The sequence below is a fragment of the Microbulbifer sp. ABM4_008 genome (assembly GCF_056311705.1).
In genome coordinates, this window is record NZ_CM149970.1 from 2,818,230 (window position 1) to 2,842,694 (window position 24,465).

Annotated in this window: 19 protein-coding genes; 10 read left to right on the plus strand and 9 right to left on the minus strand. The window is 48.7% G+C overall.

Translation table 11 applies throughout. The annotated features are described in order from the left end of the window. Positions 1–363: 363 nt before the first annotated feature. Together ACYX4J_RS12075 and ACYX4J_RS12080 are read right to left on the minus strand one after the other, a co-directional pair. Complete coding sequence (locus ACYX4J_RS12075) at positions 364–591, minus strand: SlyX family protein (protein ID WP_444894132.1); 228 nt, start codon at positions 589–591, stop codon at positions 364–366. Beyond that, complete coding sequence (locus ACYX4J_RS12080) at positions 591–1,733, minus strand: serine hydrolase domain-containing protein (protein ID WP_445359801.1); 1,143 nt, start codon at positions 1,731–1,733, stop codon at positions 591–593. The genes ACYX4J_RS12075 and ACYX4J_RS12080 overlap by 1 nt, the downstream gene beginning before the upstream one ends. Before the next feature lie 110 nt (positions 1,734–1,843). Between ACYX4J_RS12080 and ACYX4J_RS12085 the strand changes: the two genes are divergently transcribed. After that, entirely contained in the window at positions 1,844–2,308 is a 465-nt protein-coding gene (locus ACYX4J_RS12085) for a PaaI family thioesterase (RefSeq protein WP_445358178.1), read from the plus strand. A gap of 63 nt (positions 2,309–2,371) precedes the next feature. Here ACYX4J_RS12085 and ACYX4J_RS12090 read toward each other — a convergent pair whose 3' ends face one another. Then, positions 2,372–3,205, minus strand: a complete 834-nt coding sequence (locus tag ACYX4J_RS12090) for an ion transporter (RefSeq protein ID WP_413665480.1) — start codon at positions 3,203–3,205, stop codon at positions 2,372–2,374. A 166-nt stretch (positions 3,206–3,371) separates the two neighbouring features. Between ACYX4J_RS12090 and yciH the strand changes: the two genes are divergently transcribed. Further along, positions 3,372–3,695, plus strand: coding sequence for a stress response translation initiation inhibitor YciH (yciH, locus tag ACYX4J_RS12095; protein WP_444932961.1), 324 nt, complete (start codon positions 3,372–3,374; stop codon positions 3,693–3,695). On the opposite strand, the gene ACYX4J_RS12100 is transcribed toward yciH, so the two are convergent. After that, complete coding sequence (locus tag ACYX4J_RS12100; RefSeq protein WP_476176692.1) at positions 3,692–6,235, minus strand: hypothetical protein; 2,544 nt, start codon at positions 6,233–6,235, stop codon at positions 3,692–3,694. The two genes, yciH and ACYX4J_RS12100, sit on opposite strands and share 4 nt — an antisense overlap. 183 nt (positions 6,236–6,418) lie before the next feature. Beyond that, a complete protein-coding gene (locus ACYX4J_RS12105; protein WP_476176693.1) occupies positions 6,419–7,063 on the minus strand; it encodes a TetR/AcrR family transcriptional regulator in 645 nt (214 codons plus the stop codon). Positions 7,064–7,265: 202 nt separating this feature from the next. Here ACYX4J_RS12105 and ACYX4J_RS12110 point away from each other — a divergent pair, with 202 nt between their 5' ends. From ACYX4J_RS12110 to ACYX4J_RS12135, 6 genes are all read left to right on the plus strand, one after another. After that, the gene (locus tag ACYX4J_RS12110) at positions 7,266–8,159 is read left to right on the plus strand and encodes an SDR family oxidoreductase (RefSeq protein ID WP_444894137.1); all 894 of its coding nucleotides are present in this window, start codon (positions 7,266–7,268) and stop codon (positions 8,157–8,159) included. Next, positions 8,159–9,766: an acyl-CoA carboxylase subunit beta gene (locus tag ACYX4J_RS12115; protein ID WP_476176694.1), complete on the plus strand. Its 1,608-nt coding sequence runs from the start codon at positions 8,159–8,161 to the stop codon at positions 9,764–9,766. The genes ACYX4J_RS12110 and ACYX4J_RS12115 overlap by 1 nt, the downstream gene beginning before the upstream one ends. A gap of 81 nt (positions 9,767–9,847) precedes the next feature. Beyond that, positions 9,848–11,014: an acyl-CoA dehydrogenase family protein gene (locus ACYX4J_RS12120; RefSeq protein WP_413665474.1), complete on the plus strand. Its 1,167-nt coding sequence runs from the start codon at positions 9,848–9,850 to the stop codon at positions 11,012–11,014. Positions 11,015–11,023: 9 nt separating this feature from the next. Continuing rightward, positions 11,024–11,827, plus strand: a complete 804-nt coding sequence (locus tag ACYX4J_RS12125; RefSeq protein WP_282933179.1) for an enoyl-CoA hydratase/isomerase family protein — start codon at positions 11,024–11,026, stop codon at positions 11,825–11,827. Further along, positions 11,827–13,851 (plus strand): acetyl/propionyl/methylcrotonyl-CoA carboxylase subunit alpha, encoded by a 2,025-nt coding sequence (locus ACYX4J_RS12130; protein WP_445359804.1) that lies wholly within the window; start codon positions 11,827–11,829, stop codon positions 13,849–13,851. The genes ACYX4J_RS12125 and ACYX4J_RS12130 overlap by 1 nt, the downstream gene beginning before the upstream one ends. Positions 13,852–13,862: 11 nt before the next feature. Next, positions 13,863–15,026, plus strand: a complete 1,164-nt coding sequence (locus ACYX4J_RS12135; protein ID WP_476176695.1) for an acyl-CoA dehydrogenase family protein — start codon at positions 13,863–13,865, stop codon at positions 15,024–15,026. Between the two features lie 584 nt (positions 15,027–15,610). On the opposite strand, the gene ACYX4J_RS12140 is transcribed toward ACYX4J_RS12135, so the two are convergent. Together ACYX4J_RS12140 and ACYX4J_RS12145 are read right to left on the minus strand one after the other, a co-directional pair. Continuing rightward, positions 15,611–17,380, minus strand: coding sequence for a DUF885 domain-containing protein (locus tag ACYX4J_RS12140; RefSeq protein ID WP_476176696.1), 1,770 nt, complete (start codon positions 17,378–17,380; stop codon positions 15,611–15,613). 350 nt (positions 17,381–17,730) lie between these two features. Beyond that, entirely contained in the window at positions 17,731–19,548 is a 1,818-nt protein-coding gene (locus tag ACYX4J_RS12145) for a haloalkane dehalogenase (protein ID WP_476176697.1), read from the minus strand. A gap of 394 nt (positions 19,549–19,942) precedes the next feature. On the opposite strand from ACYX4J_RS12145, the gene ACYX4J_RS12150 reads away from it, so the two are divergent. Both ACYX4J_RS12150 and ACYX4J_RS12155 read left to right on the plus strand, forming a co-directional pair. Next, positions 19,943–20,968 carry a sensor histidine kinase gene (locus ACYX4J_RS12150; protein ID WP_444916925.1) on the plus strand — a complete coding sequence of 342 codons (1,026 nt, stop codon included), beginning with the start codon at positions 19,943–19,945 and terminating at the stop codon, positions 20,966–20,968. A 7-nt stretch (positions 20,969–20,975) separates the two neighbouring features. After that, the gene (locus tag ACYX4J_RS12155; RefSeq protein ID WP_444935656.1) at positions 20,976–21,752 is read left to right on the plus strand and encodes a LytR/AlgR family response regulator transcription factor; all 777 of its coding nucleotides are present in this window, start codon (positions 20,976–20,978) and stop codon (positions 21,750–21,752) included. 68 nt (positions 21,753–21,820) lie between these two features. On the opposite strand, the gene ACYX4J_RS12160 is transcribed toward ACYX4J_RS12155, so the two are convergent. Beyond that, positions 21,821–23,791, minus strand: coding sequence for an alpha/beta hydrolase family protein (locus ACYX4J_RS12160; protein ID WP_476176698.1), 1,971 nt, complete (start codon positions 23,789–23,791; stop codon positions 21,821–21,823). After that, entirely contained in the window at positions 23,788–24,450 is a 663-nt protein-coding gene (locus tag ACYX4J_RS12165) for a hypothetical protein (protein ID WP_476176699.1), read from the minus strand. The genes ACYX4J_RS12160 and ACYX4J_RS12165 overlap by 4 nt, the downstream gene beginning before the upstream one ends. Positions 24,451–24,465: the final 15 nt, after the last annotated feature.

Here is a 24,465-nt window from a genome sequence, read left to right on the forward strand (position 1 = left end):
TGTGGATAAAACTGTGCACTAATAAGCTATCCATGGCGCCAGCCGGCGTAAACTCTCGCCTACAGCGTTTTGCACATTTTTTAAACTCTTCAGTTTTCCTTTTAAAAACAACAAGTTAGAAATCTGCTTTGACGTCAAATAGCGGTGGATATCTTCTTATTTGAGAGCAAATTTTACCAACAGCGTATGTGGAAAAGTTTGTCAATAGCCTCACGCTCCACTGAGGCAATTTTTTTAGACGCTTTTGTTTTTAAAGTCGCCACCAAGAGGCAGCGAATACCTCTATGTCTGTCACTTAGTAACAAAAAAGATTTTCATGCCAGCCCCTGTGGACTTCTATAAAAACCTTTTGTAACCACTGAATTAGTAATGCGGAGGTTTTTCATCCAGCGGCTTGCCGGCCCCCTGCATCTCAAAAGCAATCGTCCGATACTTTTCGCCCAACTCGCGCATATGTGCGAGTAGAGTGCGAATATCCGTATCCTGACGAGCAATCACATCATTTAATTGGCTTATAGTGTCTTCCTGGAAAGCCAAACGGCTCTCCAGTTCATCGACCCGCTCTACCAGAGCCTTTATTTCTTCAGTCATCACAACAACCCGTAAAGAACATCTACCAGACCGACCGCTCGACGATCCATAAATAAGCTCTGCCCCAAACGAGTTGTCACGTATCCGAAGCCCAGCCCTCTTTCCGGATCAGCAAAGCCGACACTACCACCCGCTCCCGGATGTCCAAAGCCCTGGCTACCCCCAAAGCACAAGTCCGCAGCGGAACTGCTGCGAATAAAACCACAACCAAAACTCACCTCAGCCTGCAATACTTTATCGCGGCCATGACTCTGCTCCTTTGCCGCTTCATCTATCAACCGCTTGGGCAAAATAGTCGGCTCGTCACAGGTGAGTTCACCGTAAACCGCTGCCAGGTCTCTTGCACTAAAGTGGCCATTGGCTGCAGGAATTAAAGCACCGCGCCACTCGGAGCTATTGGTACCCATCATCAAGCTCACCGGGTTGCTAAATGCCATCGCAACAGGCCCTTTGCGGTCTTCTTTTATGGCACGGCCAATGGCATTTTCCCGAAGCTCTGGTAAGGGTTGTTTCAGCGGGCTGACATCGGCAATTCTCTGCGAGAGGTGTCCGTTTGCCCCAAAGCCCCCATCAAGATTGAGGGGTTTGGCTAGCAATTCCCGATAAAGTTCCAACAAGGGTTTTTCGGCAACCCTTTCAATTAATCCACCCACGCTCCAGCCGTATAAAAATGGGGCGTAACCCTGTGCACTTCCGGGCTTCCACCAAGGCTCGCTGCCAGCCACCTGGTCGCAAGCGGCCTGCCAATCGTAAATCAAACTGTCTTTTACCCGCTCACGGAAAGCGACAAGTCCGCTGCGGTGGCACAGCAATTGGCGTGCGGTGACAGTTTCTTTGCCTGGGGCAAATTCAGGCCAATAATCCGCTACCGGGCGATCCAAATCCAGTTTGCCTGCGGCAACTTGCTGCATCGCCAAAACTGCAAGAACGCCTTTGGAAGACGAGAAAACATTGGCCAATGTGTCTTCAGTAAATGGCCTCTCTGCACCCCGATCTGCACTTCCCGCCCATAAGGAACAGATTAATTCTCCATGCTGGCGCACGGCAAAGGCCGCTCCTGTATCACCGCACTCGCGAAAATTTCTGGCAAAAGCATCGTAAAGAGCCTCTAAACCAGGGGCACAAAAACCGTATATGTCCATGTATTTACGTCCAGATAATTCGGATAACTCTGTTGCAAGCCCGCAAGGGTAGTTTCTTCCACTCTGCGGCGCAAATCGGTAGTATTGCGCGCTCATAGCGAGGGATAAATATGACTCAGGAAAGCGCAATTCAAGATCAGATCCAGGGCAATCATTGCTTCGGCTGTGGCCCAGACAATGACCAGGGCCTGCGTATTAAAAGCTACTGGACCGAGAAGGATCAAACCCGCTGCGAGTTCCTTCCCTGCTCCCATCACAATGCTGGACCTGCTCAATATTTAAACGGTGGAATTATCGCTACGGTTATCGACTGCCATACCGTATGCACAGCCATCGCCGATGGTTACCTGCAAGCCGGACGAGCTGTCGGCACTGGTGACAAGATCTGGTATGCCACCGGCAAACTGGATATTAGCTATCTGGCACCGGCTGCCATCGATAAACCAGTCATTCTCGAAGCCACTATTGTTCAGCGCTCCTCCAAGAAAACTGTTCTGCACTGCAATCTCACCAGCAATGGACGCCTCTGCGCCAAGGCAGAAGTCATAGCCGTCCGCGTCCCGGATGAGTGGTAAAACCATAAGCTGATAAATGGCTGCCGGCCCTGTTTTGGCCGGCAGTGACAAAGTGCGAATAACTTACAGCGCTTCGCTCTCTTCCATATCCTCCAGGCGATGGCCACAGAATTTGCAGTATTCCGCATCTGGGTCATGGGCACTACGGCTGCAGTTATCACAGCGCTGTTGCACTCGCTCCCGATGCATTTCTCCAGCCAATTCCGCCGTTAGAATGCCGGTAGGCACTGCAATAATTGAGTAACCAATCAGCATGGTCATTGCAGCAATGCCCTGCCCCAAAGGCGTTTGCGGAGAGATATCGCCATAACCAACGGTTGTGATGGTCACAATGGCCCAATAAACACTCGTGGGAATACTGGTAAATCCGTGGCCTGGCCCCTCCACCACAAACATCAGGGAACCAAAAATAATGCACATAACCAAAACACTGGAGTAAAACACCAGGATTTTGCGCCGGGCCAGCCCGAGGGCTCGCAACAAGACGTTGGCATCACGTAAATAGCGAACCAGCTTCAGGATTCGGAAGATCCGCAGCACCCTCAACAGGCGAATCACCAAAAGATAGGTGGCGCCAGTATAGAGAAGCGCCAAGTAACTGGGGAGAATTGCGAGCAGATCCACAATCCCATAGAAACTGAAAATATATTTGCGGCGATTCACCGTGCAATATATCCGGGCGATATATTCAATGGTGAAGAGGCCAGTAAATACCCATTCCAGGCCGATGAGTAAGTGCTCATAGCGGTCGCGCACCGTACCTATGGAGGTCAGGAGCACCAAACCCACGCTGATCAGGATCGCCCAGATCAAAAAAACATCAAAATTCCGCCCTGCCCGGGTCTCGGTTCCGAAAATTACCTCATTGAGCAGTTTGCGACGTCCCGTCAACGCCATCTATCACCTCAACTACGCTGCTGTTTCATATTGCGGCAAAATTCTAACCTCTCAGGCTTCAGGGGTCGCCCCATTTTCAACATCGTTTACAGCGGCTTTGACATCCTGCGCACCTCGGGCACAATTCCCGGCATTTTCAGCAAATACCAACGGAGTATTCCCAGCCATGGCTAAGGAGAATCGTCTCGTCTATTCAACTGACCTCGGTCGAATTAAAGAGGAATCCAGGACAGAGAAGCGCCGTGATGGAGATGGCATAGTTCGAATCCAAAGGGAAACCAAGGGCCGCAAAGGAAAAGGGGTGACTTGCGTGCGCGGGCTGCCAGGCACTGACAGCGAACTCAAGCTGCTTCTGGCAGAACTCAAGAAGCGCTGTGGCTGCGGTGGCGCCCTCAAAGATGGGGTGATTGAGATTCAGGGTGACAAGCGTACTGAGATCAAAACATTCCTGGAATCTCGCAACCACACGGTAAAACTGGCCGGCGGTTAGCCGGCCTTAAGCAGTCGCAGTGGCTTTAACTGCAACTGCTTTTCCCGCTCCAAACACTGACTCAGCAAGGCGGCTAGCTGGATATGATAGTGCTCCAGAATCGCAGCGCGAATGTGTTTGCAACGCGATTCCATAACCTGCAGAGAATCCAGCACTTCCTGTCGCCCTTGTGGCAGCTGCCTGAAAGGCTCCCCCTGAGCTTTCAAATTTATTGCCGCCGCCACGCCTTGCTCTTTTAATAGAGCCGAACTCTCCACTGCCGCTACTATGGCATCTATCTCTCGCAAAGACAGCGCTGTATATTTTTGCAGCAGCTCCCTTTCATTCAATTCTGTTGATAGGTGCTGGGCAAATATTGCCAGCGAGTGGCTATAACCGGCGAGCCGATCCAGATGCGGTGCCAAGCTATCGTAGGCGGCCAAATGGCGCAGCTGATTCCTGGCTGTCTGACGCTGATCCGTGGGCATAGTTACCAGGGATAGACACAGGCGCTGATAGAAAACACCATAAATCTGCTGTAATTGCTTATGTGACTCCTCCAGTTCAGCGCGCTTAACAGCGATCTGCTCTTGAGCTCCTGCAAGGCTGGCCCCCTTCAAGCAAAAGTCTTCAGCGGTAAAAGGGATTTTGCCGCGTATCAGCGACGCTCCCAGCTGCATTGTAAAAACCCTGATCTGCAAGTCCTCCCGGCGTCCACGCAATTCACGCAACTCCACCAATTTACTGCGCAGCCAATCGATAGTGCCCTGCAGATCCAGCGCCTGCATTTCCGCAGAGGATGGCCTGCGCAGAGGCATCAGGGTCAAGGGCGCCAGGCGATTGAAATACTCGTCCAGTACCTCAGCAGACTCCTCTGACTCCTTACTTGAACTCAGTAAAAGTCGGTTTTCGACCATCTCACAGTCTTTGCCAGCAACTTCAGACGTCACAGCGGTTGCCAGCCCGGCAAAGTCCACAAACATGGATTGCAGGGGTATCGCAGATCTAACCTGCCCCACAAATTCCCGCTCAATCAACACCGTTACACATTCACTGTCGATCGCCTGCTGAATATCCCAGGGGTCCCTGGCCTGTGTCATAGCAGCCTCAACCACATCGCAGGTATCAACATCCAGGTTCTCCTGCATCCAGCGGACGGCATCGGGAATATTTGCACAACTGCGTCCCAGCGCCTGGGCTTCGCGATTAATTTCTGCCACTAAAAGATCTGCGTGCACTAACCGGTGCCACTTCCTGGCGAAGTCTGCCAGAGCATCACTACCTATTATCTGCGCCGCAACACCGTCAGCCCTCTCCTGTAGCATTACGGCGCTGCCTGCGGTTAAGCGGCAATGCAGTGCCTCCAGGCGCTGCAAGATAGGGAGCAAAATATATCCACCAGTCACTAGCATACGGTGAAATGGCGCGGCCAGTGATCCGGGGGCATTCTCCGGGCTAACAACACTGCGCTCATTTTCAAAAGCCCACTGCATCAATTCCAATCGCTGCACAGTGCCGTAAGTTAACCAACCAAGTGCGCCGAGCAAACGGCCGCGATAGAAGGCGAGCCCCCTACCCACGAGTGCCAGGACTTCCTTTCCGTCCAATGAGGCGACGCTGGCAAGCCCTACCGTAAGTGGTAAATTCTGCCTAAAAACCTGGAGAAATCCCGGCTGGGACAGAATATGGGAGTCTGCACTTACAAAGACCTGGCTGATCTTTGGCAGCCCTAACTTATCGACCAATGAGTTAATTAACTTCAAGGCCTCCTTACCTTCAGAGGGCAACAGCTGACGGGGCTCCGATGATTCTCGCAAACGGGAGGGTAAGCAGAAAAATGGCCAGGCAAACAGCAGACCAACAAGCAGGGCGAGAAGTACGGTTAAAATACTCAGCGACACCCCCACCCAGGTAAGTTCTCCCTGCCAAACAGCCATAGGGATTTGCCATAGGGCATATCCACTGGAGAAAACACAAGCGAACAGTACCAACCAGAATATTGAAGGCACGATTACTGCTTTGACCACTCCCCAAACTGCCTTGCCCTGACTGGTGACACTGTCAGCCTGTAATCGGCCTGCATCAGATAAATACCACTCAACCGAATCCTGGGAGCCTTCCGGCTTTATTGCTGGATTGCCTGCGGCAGGAGTGGATGAAACGACTTTCTGGGGCTCGTCTGCTTCGAGAGTTTTCTGGCTAACAGGAACAAAAGGGTCAGTACCAGCGCGCGACTTATCCGGCGCATCCACCGATGCAGCATTGACCTGGGCCTTGCGCCGCTGGGCGACTTTTATCTTTGCAATCAGCTCGCGGTTATCAAACCGTCCCGCCGGACAAACCTCCACTCGCAGGCCAATTTTCTGCAGACTGGTGCGAAACTCCAGCGCCTGGTCAGAAACCAACCGATCTTTAATTACCCAGCCTTTTAGTAGCAGCCTGCGCGCCTGGGGCTCCGAGATAGAGAACAACTTCGCCACATCCCGGATAACCGGACCCGGTTCTTTGGCGTGAAGTGTCCTTCCCGTGGAAACCACCTGGTACAAATCCTGGCCCGCCATCTCCCTCTCCTGTCACCAAGTGACGCAAATTGTCACATTTATTACATCTTGCGCGGAGAGTAAAAGATTCAGAGAAAATCAGTTGCGCACCAGTTCTCACCAAGCCAGTTCAAAAACAAAAATGGCAGGAAAGAAGGCAAAGTTCACAGTTTTTCTGGCACGCTTTGCCAATTTAGGAAGAAATCAGGGAGTGAATATCGCTAGAACACGCGCCGCCAGATCTGGAATAGACAACCCCTTATTTCTCGGCTTATACCAACTGTATGTGTGACTCAAGGCACCAACCAGCAAACGCCTTACCAGAGCGGGATCACCACCGGGACACTCGGCGGCCTTAATAGCGTCCAGCCATATCTGCTCATACTCCTCCCTTAGGCGCAAAACCTCCTGCTGACTCTCTTCGGATAGGCTTCTCCACTCCACCACCAGGATAGAAAAACCCGGTACTGCCAATCCATGAATAGCCTCTAATTCACACTGAATACAGGCCTGAAGCCTCTCTTGCGGTGTTCGACTCTGTTCCGCCGCGGTTCGCATTCGCGCACCGGCAAATATCGTCACCTCCCGCATTACTTCACAGAGAATCTGCTCCTTACTGGAGAAATGATGAAAAATACTGCCAGACAAAATACCCACTTCCGCAGCGAGATCCCGCACTGTTGTCCGGGCAAACCCTTTTTGCTCAAACAACCGCGCCGCAGCATTCAGCAAACGTCCACGGGCAGATTCAGGATCTGTTAGCACTCCCTCTGCCACCAAAGCACCTACCAGCTGCTGCGGCAATAACTCTTCGGGAACTCTCACTAAATCCTGCCCACTTTCAATCACGAACCACTCCCCGTATTGATCAATTTGAGTCAAACATCTTAACGGCCCTGAGAATTTTTAATCAAATAGGCGCCAAGTATTGAATACCAAGCGCTTGCTTGGTAGCGTTAAGCTATTCTGCGTTTTCCCACACGCAGGCGCAAGCGCCGACAAGAACAATAAAAACTGAATAAGCCGTAAGGCCGTAAAAAAGGAAACTTTCATGCGCTATCAAAGCCAGCTGCGCTCCGGCAGCTTTAGCGAGCAAACCTATATCGTCACCGGTGGCGGCAGCGGTATTGGACGCTGCATTGCCCACGAATTGGCCAGCCTCGGCGCCCATGTAGTATTGATCGGGCGCAAACTGGACAAGCTGGAAAGGGTTGCCGGCGAGATCAACAACGATGCTGGCGAGTGCAGCTTATTCAGCCTGGACATCCGCGATGAAGAAGGGGTGCAGGAGACAGTGGGGCAAATAGTCCAGGCCCGGGGCCAAATTCACGGATTAGTGAACAATGCCGGTGGCCAGTTCCCCTCACCCCTTGAGCAGATCAACACAAAAGGGTTCGATGCTGTTGTACGCAGTAACCTGCTCGGTGGCTTTTTAATGTCCCGAGAAGTTTTTGTTCAATCTATGAAACAGCACGGCGGCAGTATCGTAAATATCACCGCAGATAACGCCGGCGGTATGCCAATGATGGGCCATTCCGGTGCCGCTCGAGCAGGCATGGAAAATATTACCGAAACCTCCGCCTTAGAGTGGGCACCTTTTGGGGTTCGAGTTAATGCTGTAGCGCCAGGCTATATTCTCTCCAGCGGCTTTGATACTTACGACCCCAAATTCCTGCGCGAGCTATTACCGGGTTTCCGAGACAGTATTCCCCTCTATCGATTGGGAGAGGAAGCGGAAATTAGTGGGGCCGTGTGCTTCCTGCTTTCCGATGCCGCCAGCTATATCACTGGACAAACGCTGCGTATCGATGGTGGCTCGAGTCTCAAACATCACTCTCCCCTTTGGCAGCCACAGGCGGCCCGTAACTCTAAGCGCTTCAACGGATTCCATCGCAAACGCCGGCCGCAGGTAGTGGAAGAATTGGAAGCGGAGGGCAAGCTCTAATGCAGCCGATTGATTCCCAGCTCGACAACCGCTCGGCAGAGTTCAATGACAACCAAGCTGCCATGCTGGAACAGATCAACCATTTTCGTGAAGCTGAGCAACGTCCGGTACAGGCAGAGAAAAGTAAGGCTGCGCGCTATCGTGACCGGGGCTGGCTGCTGCCAAGGGAGCGCCTTAATTTATTGCTCGACCCCGGCGCGCCTTTTGTAGAGTTGTGCTCCCTTGCCGGCTATAAACTTTTTGACGACCAGGATGGTACCGGTGCGGGTGGCGGAGCCATTTGTGGCATTGGCCAGGTCAGCGGACAACGTTGCATGGTTCGGGTGGATAACTATGCCGTAAAAGGTGGCACCATCTCACCAGCCGGGATGGATAAAGCCCTGCGAATGCAGAGGATCGCTCTGGAGAATCATTTGCCGATTGTCGCCCTGGCACAAAGTGGTGGTGCCAACCTGATGTATGCCAGCGACACTTTCGCTCCCGGTGGACGCGGATTTGCTAACCAGGCTCGAATGTCCGCTGCCGGTATTCCGCAAGTAACCGTGGTACATGGCAGCGCTACTGCCGGCGGTGCTTACCAGCCAGGCCTGTCAGATTATGTGGTCATGGTACGCGGGCAAACCGGTATGTATCTGGCTGGGCCGCCGCTACTGAAAGCAGCCACCGGTGAAATTGCCGATGCGGAAAGCCTCGGCGGAGCGGAAATGCACTGTACCGAATCCGGCAGTGGCGATTACTTAGCTGAGAACGACGCCGATGGTATCCGCATAGCGAGGGAAATTATTGCCGCCCTACCCTCCCCCATTAAAAGCTCAGTACAAAAAGACTACCGAGACCCATTGCACCCTATCGACGACCTGCTCGGTCTGATTCCAGCAGATAGTAAAAAGCCCTACGACGTGCGCGAAATTCTCGCTCGTCTAGCCGACGGCTCTGCCATGTTGGATTTCAAGCCGGAATTCGATCGACAAACCGTATGTGGCCATATTCGTATCGAAGGCTTCCCTGTGGGAATTATTGGGAATAATGGCCCCATCACCCCCAAGGGCGCCAACAAGGCCGCGCAGTTTATTCAGTTGTGCGAACAGAGTGGCACGCCACTGCTGTTTTTACATAACACCACCGGCTTTATGGTGGGTACCGAGGTGGAGCGCAACGGCATCATCAAGCACGGGGCCAAAATGATTCAGGCCGTGGCCAATGCCAGCGTACCAAAACTCAGTATTGTCGTGGGCGGTTCCTATGGGGCCGGCAACTACGCCATGTGCGGTCGCGGATTCGATCCCCGCTTTATTTTTGCCTGGCCCAATTCCCGCACCGCAGTTATGGGCGCAGCCCAGGCCGGCAAGGTAATGCGCATCGTCACCGAGCAAAAAATGCAACGCAGTGGCAATGTGGATGAGACTGTATTGGACAAATTGGAAAATGACACCAGCGCATTTATGCATGGCAATTCCGATGCTCTCGCCTGCAGTGCACGCCTCTGGGATGACGGCATTATCGATCCCCGCGATACACGCAAACTTTTAGGTATGTTGCTAGAAATTTGCAATGAGGCCGAGCAGAGAAAACTCAATAAAAATACCTTTGGCGTAGCTAGGTTCTAACGAAAAACCGGGGCAACAAGGAAGTGCGGTTGCCCATTAACACAATCACCGGGTTCACACTTCAAGGCAGGGAAAACAATAATGATATTTAGCGATCAACACCGGGAACTGCAGCGCACTGTACAAAACTTTGTACAGCAGGAAATCAATCCCAATGTGGCGGAATGGGAAAAGGCCGGCCGCTTTCCTATCCACGAAATTTTCCAACAACTGGCCAACCTGGGCCTGCTGGGCATCAGCAAGTCCACGGACTTCGGTGGTCTGGGCCTCGACTTCAGTTACGAAACCGTTTTCCTGGAAGAGCTGGGCAGCGCCCACTGTGGCGGCGTACCCCTGTCAATTTCAGTGCAAACCTCCATGTGCACCCCGGCTCTGGCTAATTTTGGCAGCCAGGATCTGAAAGAGCAGTTCCTGATTCCCGCTGTGAGTGGCGAGATGATCGGTGCAATTGCCGTTTCCGAACCCGGCGCCGGTTCCGATGTTGCTTCGATTAAGACCACCGCCAAGAGCGATGGCGACGACTATGTGATTAACGGCAGCAAGATGTGGATCACCAACGCCCCCTGCGCCGATTTTTTCTGCACCCTGGTCAATACCAGTGAGGGCAAAGCCCATAGCAACAAATCCCTGGTCATTATTCCGGCGAAAACGCCTGGTGTGCGCATCGGCGAAAAACTCGACAAATTAGGCATGCGCTCATCGGAAACCGCTCCCATCTTTTTTGACAATGTACGGGTGCCCAAACATTTCCGTATCGGCGATGAAGGTGCCGGATTCCTATTGCAGATGCTTCAGTTCCAGGAAGAACGCCTCGCCGGCGCCGCGCTGAACTTAAAAGGCCTGGAGCACTGTGTAACCAGCACCATCGACTATGTGCGCGAACGTCATGCCTTTAAAGCGCCATTGATCGACAATCAAACTATCCACTTTGCCCTCGCAGAAATGCAGACCGAAGTGGAGTGCCTGCGCTCTCTAACCTGGCGCGCGGTGGAAGCTTATGTGGCAGGTGAAGATGTCACTACCCTTGCTTCAATGGCCAAGCTCAAGGCTGGTCGCCTGTCCCGCTCTATTCCCGATCAGTGCCTGCAGTTCTGGGGTGGCATGGGCTATATCGAGGAGACTGTAATCAATCGCGCATACCGGGATAGCCGTCTCACCGCTATCGGCGGCGGTGCAGATGAAGTAATGCTCGGCATTATCTGTAAGCTGATGGGCATACTGCCCAGCAAACGCAAACCCACCGCGTGAGGTCAGGCCATGGAGACAATTATTGATGAAACCATCGGCATCGCCCGCCATCTCACGCTAAATCGCCCGCAACAGCGCAACGCCATCAGTTTGCAAATGGTAGATGAGCTTCTGCAAAAACTCGCAGAAGCGGAAGAAGATCCGCAGGTGCGAGCGTTGGTACTGCGGGGTGCAGAACACAACTTCTGCGCCGGTGGCGATATTGCCGATATGCTCAATGCTCAACAGGGCGCGAGCGATGGAAATAGTGATGTATTTTTTCACCTAAACCGTCGTTTCGGTGAACTGATGGAACGATTTAATCGCACCCCTTTAATAGTCATTGCCGTACTGGAAGGTGCCGTAATGGGCGGTGGTTTCGGGCTCGCTTGCAGTGCCGATATTGCTATCGCCGATCGCAGTTGCCGCTTTGCCCTTCCGGAAACCCGCCTGGGTTTACCGCCTGCACAAATTGCACCCTTTGTCGTGGCTCGGGTCGGCCTCTCCCAGGCCCGGCGCCTGGCCCTCAGCGGAGCAAAAGTCAATGCACAGCAGGCCTTGGAAATTGGGTTAATCCACCAGTTGCTCGATAATTCCGAAGCCCTCGAAGGCGCGCTGCAGGAACACTTGGGCGCGATCAATGCCTGCGCTCCCGGCGCCCTGGCAACGACCAAGCAGATCTTGCTGGATGCTGCACGGGTAAGCGATGAGACTGCCCTCGGCCAACTGCTCGACGGCGCTGCGCAGCAGTTTTCCCGTGCAATTCAAGGCCATGAAGGGCGGGAAGGCGCCCGTGCATTTCTGGAAAAACGATCACCGGAGTGGCAGCACTGATGTCGACAACAGAGACCCTGTTAATCGCCAATCGAGGCGAGATCGCACTGCGAATTATGCGAACTGCTCGGGCGGAAGGCTATCGCACAGTCGCCGTCTACAGCGATGCGGACTGCGATGCACTTCACGCACAGACTGCCGATATCGCCGTAGCCATTGGCGGGCAGACTTCGGCGGAGTCCTATCTGGATATCCAAAAAATTCTCGCCGCAGCTAAAAAATCCGGAGCCACTGCCGTCCACCCTGGCTACGGCTTTCTCGCTGAGAATGCGGAATTTGCCAGCGCTTGCGAAGAGAATGGACTGAGTTTTGTTGGCCCGAGTGCCGAAGTCATAGAACTGATGGGCAACAAACGCAAAGCCAAGGAGTTTGTTGCCGCTGCCGGCGTACCCTGTATTCCCGGCTTCCAGGGTGCCCAGGACGACGACACCCTGGTTGCCGAGGCGCGGCGCATTGGCTTCCCGTTAATGATCAAAGCTGCCGCAGGCGGTGGTGGGCGCGGCATGCGCCTGGCTCACGGAGACAACGAGCTGGCCTCCCAGTTGCGCGCCGCCCGCAGTGAATCCATGAGTGCATTCGGCAGCGACGAGTTAATTCTGGAAAAGGCACTGGTCAACGCTCGCCATATCGAAATCCAGGTATTTGCGGATCGTCATGGCAACTGTATTCACCTGGGGGAGCGGGATTGCTCCGTACAGCGACGCCATCAAAAAGTGGTCGAAGAGTGCCCTTCCCCAGCGGTCGACACCCAGCTGCGGGAAAGAATGGGGCAAGCCGCAGTCGACGCCGCGCGAGCCTGTGGTTATCTAGGCGCGGGCACCGTAGAGTTTCTACTCTGCCCCAACGGCGAATTCTATTTCCTGGAAATGAACACCCGGTTGCAAGTAGAGCACCCGGTAACAGAAATGGTAACCGGTTTTGACCTGGTAGCTTGGCAACTGGCAGTAGCACGCGGCGAAGCCCTGTGCGTTTCCCAGCAGAGAGTCACCCAGCAGGGGCACGCCATTGAAGTCCGCCTGTATGCCGAAGACCCGGAACAACAATTCCTGCCCCAGGCCGGAAAAGTACTCCACTGGGTAGCGCCAAAGGGACAAGGAATCCGTATCGACCACGCTTTGAAAAATGGTTGTGAAATTACGCCATTTTACGACCCCATGCTCGGCAAATTAATTGCCTGGGGGCAAGATCGAGAAGAAGCTCGGCGCAAGCTAACCCAAGCCCTGACCCGGCTGGAATTTATCGGCCCCAAAAACAATATCCATTTCCTGCAGAAGATCCTGGCCGAATCACAGTTTATCGCTGGCGATGCCGATACCAGTTTTCTCGACCAAAACAGCACGCTGACATCCGCAGAACCAGTTCCAGCAGTAATTGCAGCCCAAGCCGCATTACTTAATCATTTGCACCAAGCCAACCCTCAGGATCGGCGTAGCGGCCGCAGTGACTGGCGCAGTGGTGACAACAGCGTGCCGATCAACTACCGACTGGAAATTGCAGGACAAACCCTAAACTGTGAGCTGCTGGCGTTAGTAGATAATTCTTATCAAATCTCAGTAGGCGACCAGCAGTTCCTGATTCAGTGGGTCCATTTTGAGAAATCACAAAAAGAAACTGGAGTTTATAGCGCTGAACTTCTGCTGGATGGCGTTAGCCAAAAGAGACTGTTTCTAGCCAACCATAGCAATCTGCATCTCCTGTTAGACGGCAAGCAATTTCATTTTGTCGATATCACCCACGCACCGGCCAAATCGAGCCTTAACGAAGGCAGTGGCCGCATCACGGCCCCTATGGACGGTTGCCTGGTGCAGGTATTGGTTGAGCCCAATCAAAGAGTTCAGCGGGGAGACACTATCGCCTTAATGGAAGCCATGAAAATGGAGCACGCCCTGCGCGCAGACCGTGACGGTACCGTAATTAAACTGGGCGCCTGTGAAGGAGACCAGGTACGCGGTGGCCAGCTGTTAGTTCAGATCGAAGCCGCTCCCACGGAAACCGCCAAAATCCCCAGCGACGCTACTTCCTAAAGGAAATCAGCATGTACGATATTGATGCCTCCCGTATGGCAAGCCCCTTCTATGACGAAGGCCATCAGGAATGGCGCACCCAGTTGCGCCGCTTTGTCGACCGCGAGATTACTCCCTACATCACTCAATGGGACGAAGATGGCCAACTACCCGCCGAGCTTTGGAAAAAAGCCGCAGAAGTTGGCCTTCTACAGATGAGTTACCCGGAAAACTACGGCGGCATCGAAACCGATGTCTTCCATATGATTGTTGCCGCAGAGGAGTTAGCCCGCCCCGGCGCTGGTGGCCTCTACGCCAGCCTGATGGTCCACGGCATTGCCCTGCCCCCATTACTGCACTATGGCAGCGAGGCCCTAAAAGATCAGGTTATTCCCTCGGTATTACGTGGCGAAAAGCATATTTCCCTGGCTGTTACCGAACCAGGCGCAGGCTCCGATGTAGCCAATCTCCAGTGCCGCGCAGAGCGTGATGGGGATGACTATATCGTTACCGGCGAAAAGACCTATATCACCGGCGGTATGCGCGCTAACTGGTTTACTACTGCGGTGCGCACTGGCGAGGAAGGCTTCGGCGGTATCTCCCTGCTCTTAATCTCTGCGGATGCCGAAGGCGTTAGCAGGCAGCTTCTCGATAAAAAGCAGGGCTGGTGGTGTTCTGATACGGCCAGTATCTTTTTTGATCAGGTGCGCGTGCCCGCGAGTAATCTAATTGGCGGTGAGAACCAAGGTTTCTTGCCCATAGTGCACAACTTCAATCGCGAGCGCCTGGGCATTGCCGCTTCCTGTGTAGAATTCAGCCGGGTCTGCTTGCAGGATGCCATTGAGTGGGCCCAGGAGCGCCAAACTTTCGGAAAGCGTCTCGCCAATCACCAGGTGATTCGACACAAATTTGCCCAGATGCTTCAACGCATCAATGCCACCCAAGCCTATCTGGACCTCTGTGCCTGGGCAGAGCAACAACATCAGCTCAAAGTAGCGGATATCGCACTACTCAAAGTCCAAGCCACAGAAACCCTTGAGTTCTGCGCTCGGGAGGCTATGCAGGTGTTGGGCGGCGCAGGCTATATGCGCGGCAGCCGTGTTGAGCGTATATATCGTGAAGTGCGGGTGAATGCGATTGGTGGCGGATCTGAAGAAATAATGCGGGATCTAGCGTCCAGGCAAATGGGGATTTAGTAAGTGTAAGACCCCCTGAAAACATTCATATTAATAATTACGAAGCTTTATTTGGGGTAGTTACTTTGACTCAAGCAGCAGCAACTTCTTAAGAGAACAATTAACTACCCACTTTATAACCATCTTAACAACTACTAGAGGAATAAAAATATAGAGATAGTGAAGAGAATTGTGTGATATTTAGAAAATTCATCCCAAAAATTCACTTTCCCAAATAGTATTTCTGCATAAGGATCACCAAAGATCCAATCCGGCCTCTCCCCTCGAGCCAACCTGTTACATACAGCATGAAAGGCATACGAGGAAGAACCCCTCGGTTTGAAAAACAAAGCCATCGGACTTCCATCCCTAAGCCATTTTTCATGGTACCTCTCAAATTGGTACTTAATCAGATCAGATAACTTTAGGTGACTGATTAAAATCGTAACTGGGAAGGAAAAAACCACTATAGTAAAAAAATTAAACATAGCCCAATTCGGGAACCCAACTTATATAGCGCTGACACTTAGTCAAAAATTAATTGGCACCCAACTGTGTAGCTCAGGCTCGCAATAACACGAGCCCGAGATCAGACTTAAACGCAGCTACCCTTGCTTCTTATCCTGAATGAAATCCCTTACCTGCTCACTTAGTACGGCCATAGGAACATTGCCATTTCTCAGAATGATTTCATGGAAGTCCTTAATATCGAAGTCTTCTCCAAGTTCATTTTGCATCAGTTCTCGCAAGGCGAAAATCTCGAGGGCACCAGAATCATAAGAGGTAAGCTGCGCAGGCATAACCGCCATTCGGTCCATCAGAGTCCTCGGGCCTTTTGCAAATGAAGCGCCAGAATCCTGCAAAAACTCCGCAACCTTTTCATCACTCCAACCGAGTACATGCATTGCGGTGTCCGCTACCATACCTCGCGCAGGCCATGCTCTCCTTAGGATCTTGGTTGACCCATACTGATACATTCCCGCTTCTTCCGCTAGATGTTCAGAGTACCTACCCCAACCTTCAGCAAAAGCAGAGTTAGACAAAGCATCTTCTATTTTGTGAAACTTTTCTTGCTCTTGTACGAGAGCAATTTGCATATGATGGCCCGGGTACCCTTCGTGGATAGTAACCTTCTCTGCAGAAGCGTAAGACTCATCCTTGTAAGTTGTCGGATCATATCCAAATCTCGCCTTGCGCTCCTTGGTGCCCGGAATATAGTGTGCGCTGCGACCTGAACCCTGTTCATGCTCAGGGATAGCTTTTACTTCCATTTCAATCAAAGGCATTTCATGGAAGAAGTCAACGGTTAAATCTCTAGACTTATCTACCAGGCGCTCATAAAACTGATGCATCTCATCAGCGCTATTAAATTTCTGAGTTTTATCCTCACTGGCCCTTGCCACTGCCTCAGAATAGGAATCTACTTGATAGAACTCCTTGCCTAAGCGAACCACTTCGCTCTTGTTTGAGTTGACAGCCCTTAAACCCAACTCAAAAACTTCTTCAGGTGTTCTCTGCAAAGTCGTATAAGAACGATACTGAGCCATATAACATTCACGGCCATTAGGAATCGCATGGATACCAAGCTCCGCTCTGGCTTCAGGTAAATAGGCAGACTCTAGAAAATTCTTGTAATTCTCCATTGAGGGGATAACGTGATCTGAAAGCACTTGCTTGAATGCAGCTTCAAACTCAGGGTCCCCAGCTTTCTTCGCTAACCCCAAGAACGGGTGCTCATCGATAGGTACTTGGGTCAAGCCATCAACTTGCTGAATGACTCGCTTAACCACACTCTGAGGTGCGGAGTAACCTTGCTCTAACCCCCGGCGGAGATTGGCTATTTCTTGCTCATAGTAACGAGCCGCGTCAAGCCAACGTTCAATCGCATCTGCCTTTTCTTGGGCTGTTTCAACCGGCTGAACCTCGGACAAAAAGCCAAGAATGATATGAGGCCCAAACATATGATCAACAGACCAGAGTTCAGTCTTACACACCCTTAGGCCAACATTGGACTCTAATCGCTCCTTCAGTTTGAAGTAGAATACCTTCTCTTGATCACTTTTTAGACCATTAAGATCTATCTCTGCCAGTCTATTGAGTATTCTGTCCTCAGATGCCGCTAGAGAGGCAGCGTTACTGGGGGAGTTACTTAAAAAAAGGTTGTGCCTGTCCAGCTCCATATCTGAGAAGTAAGCGTACGGCTGGAAGTTTTCTAAATAAGCTTCGGCATATTGATCCGCTAGATCATGGAGTAGCGCCGAGTTTTCAATAGCTTCCCTACCGGCCACATCAGTTTGGTTATCAGTAACTGAGCATCCCATTAGGACCGATGAAACTACCAATACACCTAAACCCACTCTTTTTACATTAATCATTCTTATAAGACCGCAACATAAAACTCATTAAAAAGGTTTCTACAAAGAAAACTTCAACTTCCTGTTTTATAGTAGGCACTGTAACAAAATGAGTTTCAACACCTCAAATGCGGAATATCGGCGAAGCGAGGATATTTATAGATAAATCCCAGAGATAGAGCGCGGAACTCGTTTAATTGGCAGAGTCATAAATAACAAGCGCTAGCAACTTGACATAGAAACCACCTAAACCTCCCTTAACCTATGCACTTGAAGGGTATGGCGATGCATAAGAAGCCCACTTTAATAAAAATGGGCTTCTTAAAGAACAGCAATTCCTTATAACACCGATGAATGTTACTTCATTTATATTACGGCACTAACTGGTAGCTATTACCTAAGTCGTCTTGTACCACCTCAGCAATACCATCGATGGCGGAAACTTCTAATGGCTCACTTAGAATGCGACTTCTAAATGTCCAGCCTTCTGGCAGATTGAGGCGACTTCCCAGGTCTTTTAAATCGTCAAACTGAAGATCAGAGACCTCAATACGACTAAATGATTGCATAATATACACCTGCCCATTGATATCAGTTAGCTCATAAACACGACGGCCTTCATAAAACAACCAAGTATTATTCCTTAGTACTTGTCCAGGAATATAGGAAACACTCTCTCCGAGATCAGAACTATAATTCATGGTAGTCAATAAGCGCATTTCTAAGTCACCAAAAAAACGGTGTTCATCATCTGGACTGGGTGAGACAATATCGCCACCTAAAATTTCATCCACCACAAAAAAACGCGGCCCATTAGGGATTGCAAAAAGCGCACCATACTCAATTTCTATATCGCTGAAGTTGATAGCATCCCACTGATTTTGGGGACAAAAATTAACACCCGGGGTACCCCAAATCTCTGTTGACTCCTCAGCTCCGTCTAGATAAGACAGTAATATCTCACAATAGCGAAAATTAAAGAGTGGACCGCCAGCTTGCAATGGTTCCTCAATCGTAGTATTTCGCAAGAAATCTAAAAAGTGTATGGCCAATTCCTCGCCTACATCGTCTTGAATAAAGTGGCCGGCAGCAAAGCGCCTATGATCACCATCATCCGAACCGGGTACATGCTCCACCCACTTCTGTTGCGTTTCAATACTCCCCAAGTTGATATCATACTCACCGGCATTAAACATAAAAGGGTTGTGAAAAGCTCCAAGTGTTTTCCAGGCAGAAAAATTCTGCATTTCAATACCTACCATCATCGCAGGAAATGCTCGTATTGCCGCTTTATACTCAATATTTGGGTAGGGGGCGTTATACGCAATTACTTCCTCATCACTTAGCAGATTAATAGTCAATGTTTGTACCACATCTCCAGCAATTAATTCCGTCACACTAGCGGCATAGTTAATCCACTGTTGGAATCCCTCCACCTTGTCAGTCGATTTTGAACTAAAGAATGTTTCTGCATCACCCAGTGATTCATCAATCTCAAAAGTCGGGTATACATAAGGATTTCCCCCCAATGGAATCACCGGAAGGTCACCATTTGCAACAACTAGCCTTGCGATAACTTGTGGCATATCACCCGCAATACGAAGACCGATAAGACTGCCCCAGTCCTGTACGAAAAGGTTGATATCAGTTAATTGCAATTTATTAATAAATGCCTTATTCCAAGCAACATGCTGTTCATACTGATGTACAGTGACGTCTATCGGTTTGTCTGACCTTCCCATTCCAATATGATCTGGTGCAATCACTCGGTAACCGGCATCAGCAAGGATCGGGATCATTTTTCGGTATAAATAGGACCAGCTGGGTTGGCCATGTAGTAACAGTATAACTTCGCCATTATCAGGCCCAACATCCACGTAATGCATATTTAAGCCGTCAATTTCTACGTAACTTGGCTCAAACTCATATCCTGAAAGGGAGTCAAAACAGGCATCGGGAGTAACAATATATTCCAAACCCGTAGCGGTTGCATGTATTTCATTTTCAGACAATTTACAAGCATCGCTATTTGGGCCTGTAACTAAGGGAATCTCTGTCCCTGAGACATCTTCAGAGTCATCCGAGTCACAAGCAACCAATAGGGAACCCAAAAAGCAGATACCGAACAGACACCGGAATAGAGAGATATATTGGGGAGTTTTAGATATAGAGACAAAAGAATAATTCATAATATAAACCTTCCTTTTACATTAAATAAAAATTCCTTTAACTGGAGAGGATATTCATATCACCATCAGAGCATCTACCTATGACAGAATTGTGCGGATGGTGAAAATCTCCGCACGACCAGAACTGTTGGAAGTTTTACCATTAATTAAACAGGGAAAACTCTATAAAAAAGCACATGACTAACTTCCGCCAATTTAAAAACCAGAGATACATAAACTTATGCTTAGACACTTAAAAATTTTCTTGCAATCGAGAATGTTTTGTATGAACGGTGCATATTTCAAGCTCAATGGAGTAAATGGCAAGTTTCTTTCATATGAGATTACCTATATCATTCACTGTTGATATTTTGATATATAAAATCGATATTGAATGCAATATAGGCAAGGAACCTTGTTTGAATTTCGCAAAATAAATAAGATCCAAGCATGGATATTTCTTCTAATATGGCCATGGGTGAATATCTTTATCGTCTCTGCTACACTTTATTCACTTGAGTCACTAACCCCCCACCTCTTCCTGTTGGCTACAGCTAAAATATGGGGAACATTTATTTTATGTCACCTTCTTTTCATTTTTATTGAAAATCTTCCCAACAGCCCTCTACGATTATTAAAAGAAAAACACACCTACTTACTTAGACCAATTGTAGTCATTTTTCTATTTATAAGCATTGCACCGATCGTAGAACCCCCATTAACTTTCAAAGTACCTGATATTAAAATATTACCATTGGCGATAATGCTACTTGAATCCACAGTTTATATTTTTGCCATATATATATTTCAACAGCAAAGTTTCTTCTATCGCTCGCAGCTTCATGCACAACAGGCAGAGCTACAAATACTTAAAATGCAATCAAATCCTCACTTTCTATTTAACACTCTAAATTTGATTGCATCAGAAGTCATTCAGCACCCATCAAAAGCTAAAGAGCTCATTTACAGCCTTTCCGATTTATTGCGCGACACAATCAACTTAACCAAAACCCAATGGATAACTATTGAGGAAGAACTAAGATTAATCGAGTTATACCTATTGCTGCAACAAAAGCGCTTTGAGGATCGATTTACCTTTGATATTGACTGTCCACAAAATTTGAATGGAATGAATATACCTTCATTACTATTAATGCCAGCTGTGGAAAATGCCATAAAGTACGGTATTGCACCCTACGCCAAAAGTGGTCATGTGAGTGTAAATGTGGAACTAAATAATAGCTACATAGAAGTGGAAGTTCAGGATACAGGGGCATGCTTTGATGACAAGAACATCACTTATGGTGAAGGATTGCGTATTCTTACTCAAACATTAAGAGTCAACTTCAGTGACAACCACGCCCTTAAGTTAAATTCAAGCGGTGAAGGAGCAAGTTTGAAAATTCGCTTCCCACAAGTAAATTCATCCATAACCCCGTAGGTTGAAAATGGCGAAAATGAATACTAAAAAAGTAATTATTGTCGATGATGAACCTGCAGCAAGATCCAATCTAATAGAAGTAATCAACACCTTCGATGAATTGAAAGTTGTGGCGCAAGTAACTGATGGAAAGTCAGCGATAAAGCAGATCATAACCAAAAGCCCTGATATCGTATTCCTTGACATTGAAATGCCAGAGGTGAATGGCTTTGATGTGGCTAATGCAACTCAACATATAAACTATCAACTTGTCTTCCTAACAGCCTATCAGCACTATGCCCTACGTGCGTTTGACACAAATGCAATTGACTATTTGACAAAGCCTGCTCACCCAGAATTAATAAAGAAAAGCATTCGCAAGATATTACGGCAAGAGATGTATGCCTTAGGGCAACAGACGTCTTCGACAAGCGGAAACCGATTGGTTTTGAGTGATTATAATCAAATGAAGATATTTGAATACGACCAAATTAACTATATCGACAGTATCGGTCGTTATCGTCGCATCCACCTTACCGAGACAGGAGTTAAATCTCACAATACAAACACCATTATTTCAGATATGACACTTGACAGTTTCAGTGAGCAGCTACCTAAGGAAACTTTTTACCGATTACATCGAAGCTACATCATTAACAGCCATAGAATCCTTGAATTAAAGTTACAGTCACGACGCCATTTTGTCCGACTTTCCGGAACAGATACACTTATCCCAGTATCTCGCAGTTTTCTTTCCATCTTAAAGGAGAGTATTAAAGTCTCAGCTAGCTCTCTAATTGGGTAATAGATGGCTCTAAGTAATCCCACAAATACTGCTATGAAATTACTCCGAGCCTCCATAATCCCAGAAACCTACATGTTCTTTTTAAGGAAACTGATGATCGACCCAAAAATAGCTCTATGGTGCTCACTATCAGTAGGGCCATGAGCCATATCTGGATATAGTTTCCACTCATAGTCCTTATCAAACTTACTTAACATCATATTCATGCGGTACATATGTTCAACATCAACAGTTTCATCCTTCTCACCATGAATAATAAATACAGGCCTTTGGAGGTTTTGTGCCAGATATACCGGTGAAATGTCCTTCAGTTTGCCATAGTCTTTAACAGTATCTCCAACATTCTCCTGCATCCACTTGCTTTGAGCCTCAGTTGCATAGGGTGAGTTCAGGTAGAGGTTAACATCTGTGACACCGGCCACACTGACTGCACAGCGGAACAATTGCTGGTGTTTGATAGCCATCATTAGTGCAGCATATCCACCATAACTCATTCCAACAGAACAAATTTCCGAAGACAAAATATCGCTTCGGTCACTTACCACCTTTGTTGCTTGAAATATATCTTCAAGCATTAAGTTACCCCACTGCTGAACACCCGCTTCCTCCAGCTCAGTTGAATAACCACTCGATCCTCGATAGTTCACCCTTAAAACGGCATAATTATTCGCCACAAAGAACTGTGTATAGTAGTCAAAATACTGATGGTCAAAAACGCCAAGAGGGCCACCATGTGGCATAACTATAAGAGGGAATGGCCCGTTACCTTTTGGCATGGTCAATATATAGGGAATATCCAATCCCTCCACTTTAACCTGGTCGTGGTATTGGCGACTCTCAAGCTGATCATTTAAATGTGGAAGTTTTGAGGCCACTAGCTGGTCAATTTTCTGGTTTTTCCTGCTAATGAAATAACGTCCTGGCTGGCCGTGGCTCTCACTATAGTAAAGCTCTATAGTACTATCGAGGCTTCTTCCTACTGTTGTTTTTAGTAGACTCGCCATGCCATTTTTTTCTTGTCTATCCTCATCAATGTATTGATATTCTAACCGTCCATTATGAACGACTTTTACACCAATCAACTCCCCTGTCGATTGCTCTATTACCAGATCGATAATATCGTAGCTATCAGATCGATAAGCTATGCCCTGTTCTCCACTAGTGAAATTGCAGCGGTAAACTACCCGATCTTTCTCCGAATTAGTATCTAAACAAAAGTAAGTTCCAGACTCCGGACTTATAGATACCGGTATAAGGATTCCATGCTCTGCTCCGGGGGCGGGCTCCTCTTCCAACTCTTCTTCAGACCAACTCTTTATTGGGCCGACAGAGTGTCCATCAACAACTTTACTCAGATGAAGCTTGCTGTCATTGAAAAACAAAACTGACTTTGGCTGGCCTGATGGATCAAAAAACCAGCGTATCGCATACCCTTCAACTGAGGCCACTTCATTCTGAACTGTAAACTGGCCTCCATCTTTTCGTAAAAGTTTACTTGCTTTCTGTTTAAATCGGTTAAGCTTAGGTACGTCAATACTGTATACCTTGGAGTAAATCCCACTTTTTGCATACAGAAAATGGCCCGGCCTGTTTGGCAACGCATGGACCAACCAACCCGGCGTTTTTACCTCAAATATTTCTGGAAGCTGGCCTTCGGAGCCTGATACATCAAGCACTAATAGTCGATAAGCTGGCTTGGTATCTAGTAAATTTTTAACACCCTTCTTGACTTCCTTAAACTGGGCAACAAGATACTTTGGGCCAACCCAACGGATAAATTGAATTGATGCATCCCTGGAAGTCAATGTTTCGAGATCAATTAGGGTATGACTAGATCCATCTTTACGACTCCAAATATCTAACTTTTGACTAGCGTCACTCTGCTTAATGGACGCTACCAACCTTCCATCTGGACTAACCTGTGCTGTTATAGTATCAACCGATTTAAAGTAGCTTTCTGCTGGCATTGCTACTACTGGACCAATTTTCACCAGAATGCATAACAAAACCAATAAAGCCCCTCGAAAAAAAACAATCATTGATTTGTCTCCAGAGGACTTAACCAACTTTGCAAGAATTCATCTTGCACTCCCGCACCAGATACCAGAGGATACAACTCAGTTAATGAGTTTAAGGCTTCTTGAACTCCATCTAAATCTGTTGCTATTCGATTTTTGAAATAGACCTCTACCGTATCTGACTTTCTTTGCTTACCTATAAACAAGCTGCCAATATAATTTGTTTTTCCAGCTTCCACATGAAAACGCCATGTGCGCCGCTTAGCAGTATCTAGTTTGTAGGGAAGATTGAAGTAAGGTGCATTTATTTGGGTAATTTGGTACAGGCCAGCAGGGACTGTCATCAGGTAAAAGCCTTCGGACTTATCCTTAAGGCTGACTTTATAACGACCTTTCTTTCGCAGTTTATATTTTTGCCCACTCAGCAGGTATTTATTTCCATTAGCGTACATCTTAGCAAACTCAATTGAGGGCGCAGTACCTCCTACATCGAGCTTTACCAAAACATACCCACGCCCGCCCTCTAACTCAGGCGGACTATCATAGGGTACCAATGACAGCGTCCGAGCAATTACTGATTCAGACACAAGGATTGCCGCAAATATTATGCCTTTAAGAAGAGTATCTACTCCACTTACCTGATAGCCTACCGGCATCACGCTTCTAAAATTTAGTGTCAAAATAACACTTCCATA

Bases quoted from the DNA above. Each gene is read 5' to 3' on its own strand.
- ACYX4J_RS12075 (WP_444894132.1), bottom strand. From the start codon at position 591: ATGACTGAAGAAATAAAGGCTCTGGTAGAGCGGGTCGATGAACTGGAG.
- ACYX4J_RS12080 (WP_445359801.1), bottom strand. From the start codon at position 1,733: ATGGACATATACGGTTTTTGTGCCCCTGGTTTAGAGGCTCTTTACGAT.
- ACYX4J_RS12085 (WP_445358178.1), top strand. From the start codon at position 1,844: ATGACTCAGGAAAGCGCAATTCAAGATCAGATCCAGGGCAATCATTGC.
- ACYX4J_RS12090 (WP_413665480.1), bottom strand. From the start codon at position 3,205: ATGGCGTTGACGGGACGTCGCAAACTGCTCAATGAGGTAATTTTCGGA.
- yciH (WP_444932961.1), top strand. From the start codon at position 3,372: ATGGCTAAGGAGAATCGTCTCGTCTATTCAACTGACCTCGGTCGAATT.
- ACYX4J_RS12100 (WP_476176692.1), bottom strand. From the start codon at position 6,235: ATGGCGGGCCAGGATTTGTACCAGGTGGTTTCCACGGGAAGGACACTT.
- ACYX4J_RS12110 (WP_444894137.1), top strand. From the start codon at position 7,266: ATGCGCTATCAAAGCCAGCTGCGCTCCGGCAGCTTTAGCGAGCAAACC.
- ACYX4J_RS12115 (WP_476176694.1), top strand. From the start codon at position 8,159: ATGCAGCCGATTGATTCCCAGCTCGACAACCGCTCGGCAGAGTTCAAT.
- ACYX4J_RS12120 (WP_413665474.1), top strand. From the start codon at position 9,848: ATGATATTTAGCGATCAACACCGGGAACTGCAGCGCACTGTACAAAAC.
- ACYX4J_RS12125 (WP_282933179.1), top strand. From the start codon at position 11,024: ATGGAGACAATTATTGATGAAACCATCGGCATCGCCCGCCATCTCACG.
- ACYX4J_RS12130 (WP_445359804.1), top strand. From the start codon at position 11,827: ATGTCGACAACAGAGACCCTGTTAATCGCCAATCGAGGCGAGATCGCA.
- ACYX4J_RS12135 (WP_476176695.1), top strand. From the start codon at position 13,863: ATGTACGATATTGATGCCTCCCGTATGGCAAGCCCCTTCTATGACGAA.
- ACYX4J_RS12140 (WP_476176696.1), bottom strand. From the start codon at position 17,380: ATGATTAATGTAAAAAGAGTGGGTTTAGGTGTATTGGTAGTTTCATCG.
- ACYX4J_RS12145 (WP_476176697.1), bottom strand. From the start codon at position 19,548: ATGAATTATTCTTTTGTCTCTATATCTAAAACTCCCCAATATATCTCT.
- ACYX4J_RS12155 (WP_444935656.1), top strand. From the start codon at position 20,976: ATGGCGAAAATGAATACTAAAAAAGTAATTATTGTCGATGATGAACCT.
- ACYX4J_RS12160 (WP_476176698.1), bottom strand. From the start codon at position 23,791: ATGATTGTTTTTTTTCGAGGGGCTTTATTGGTTTTGTTATGCATTCTG.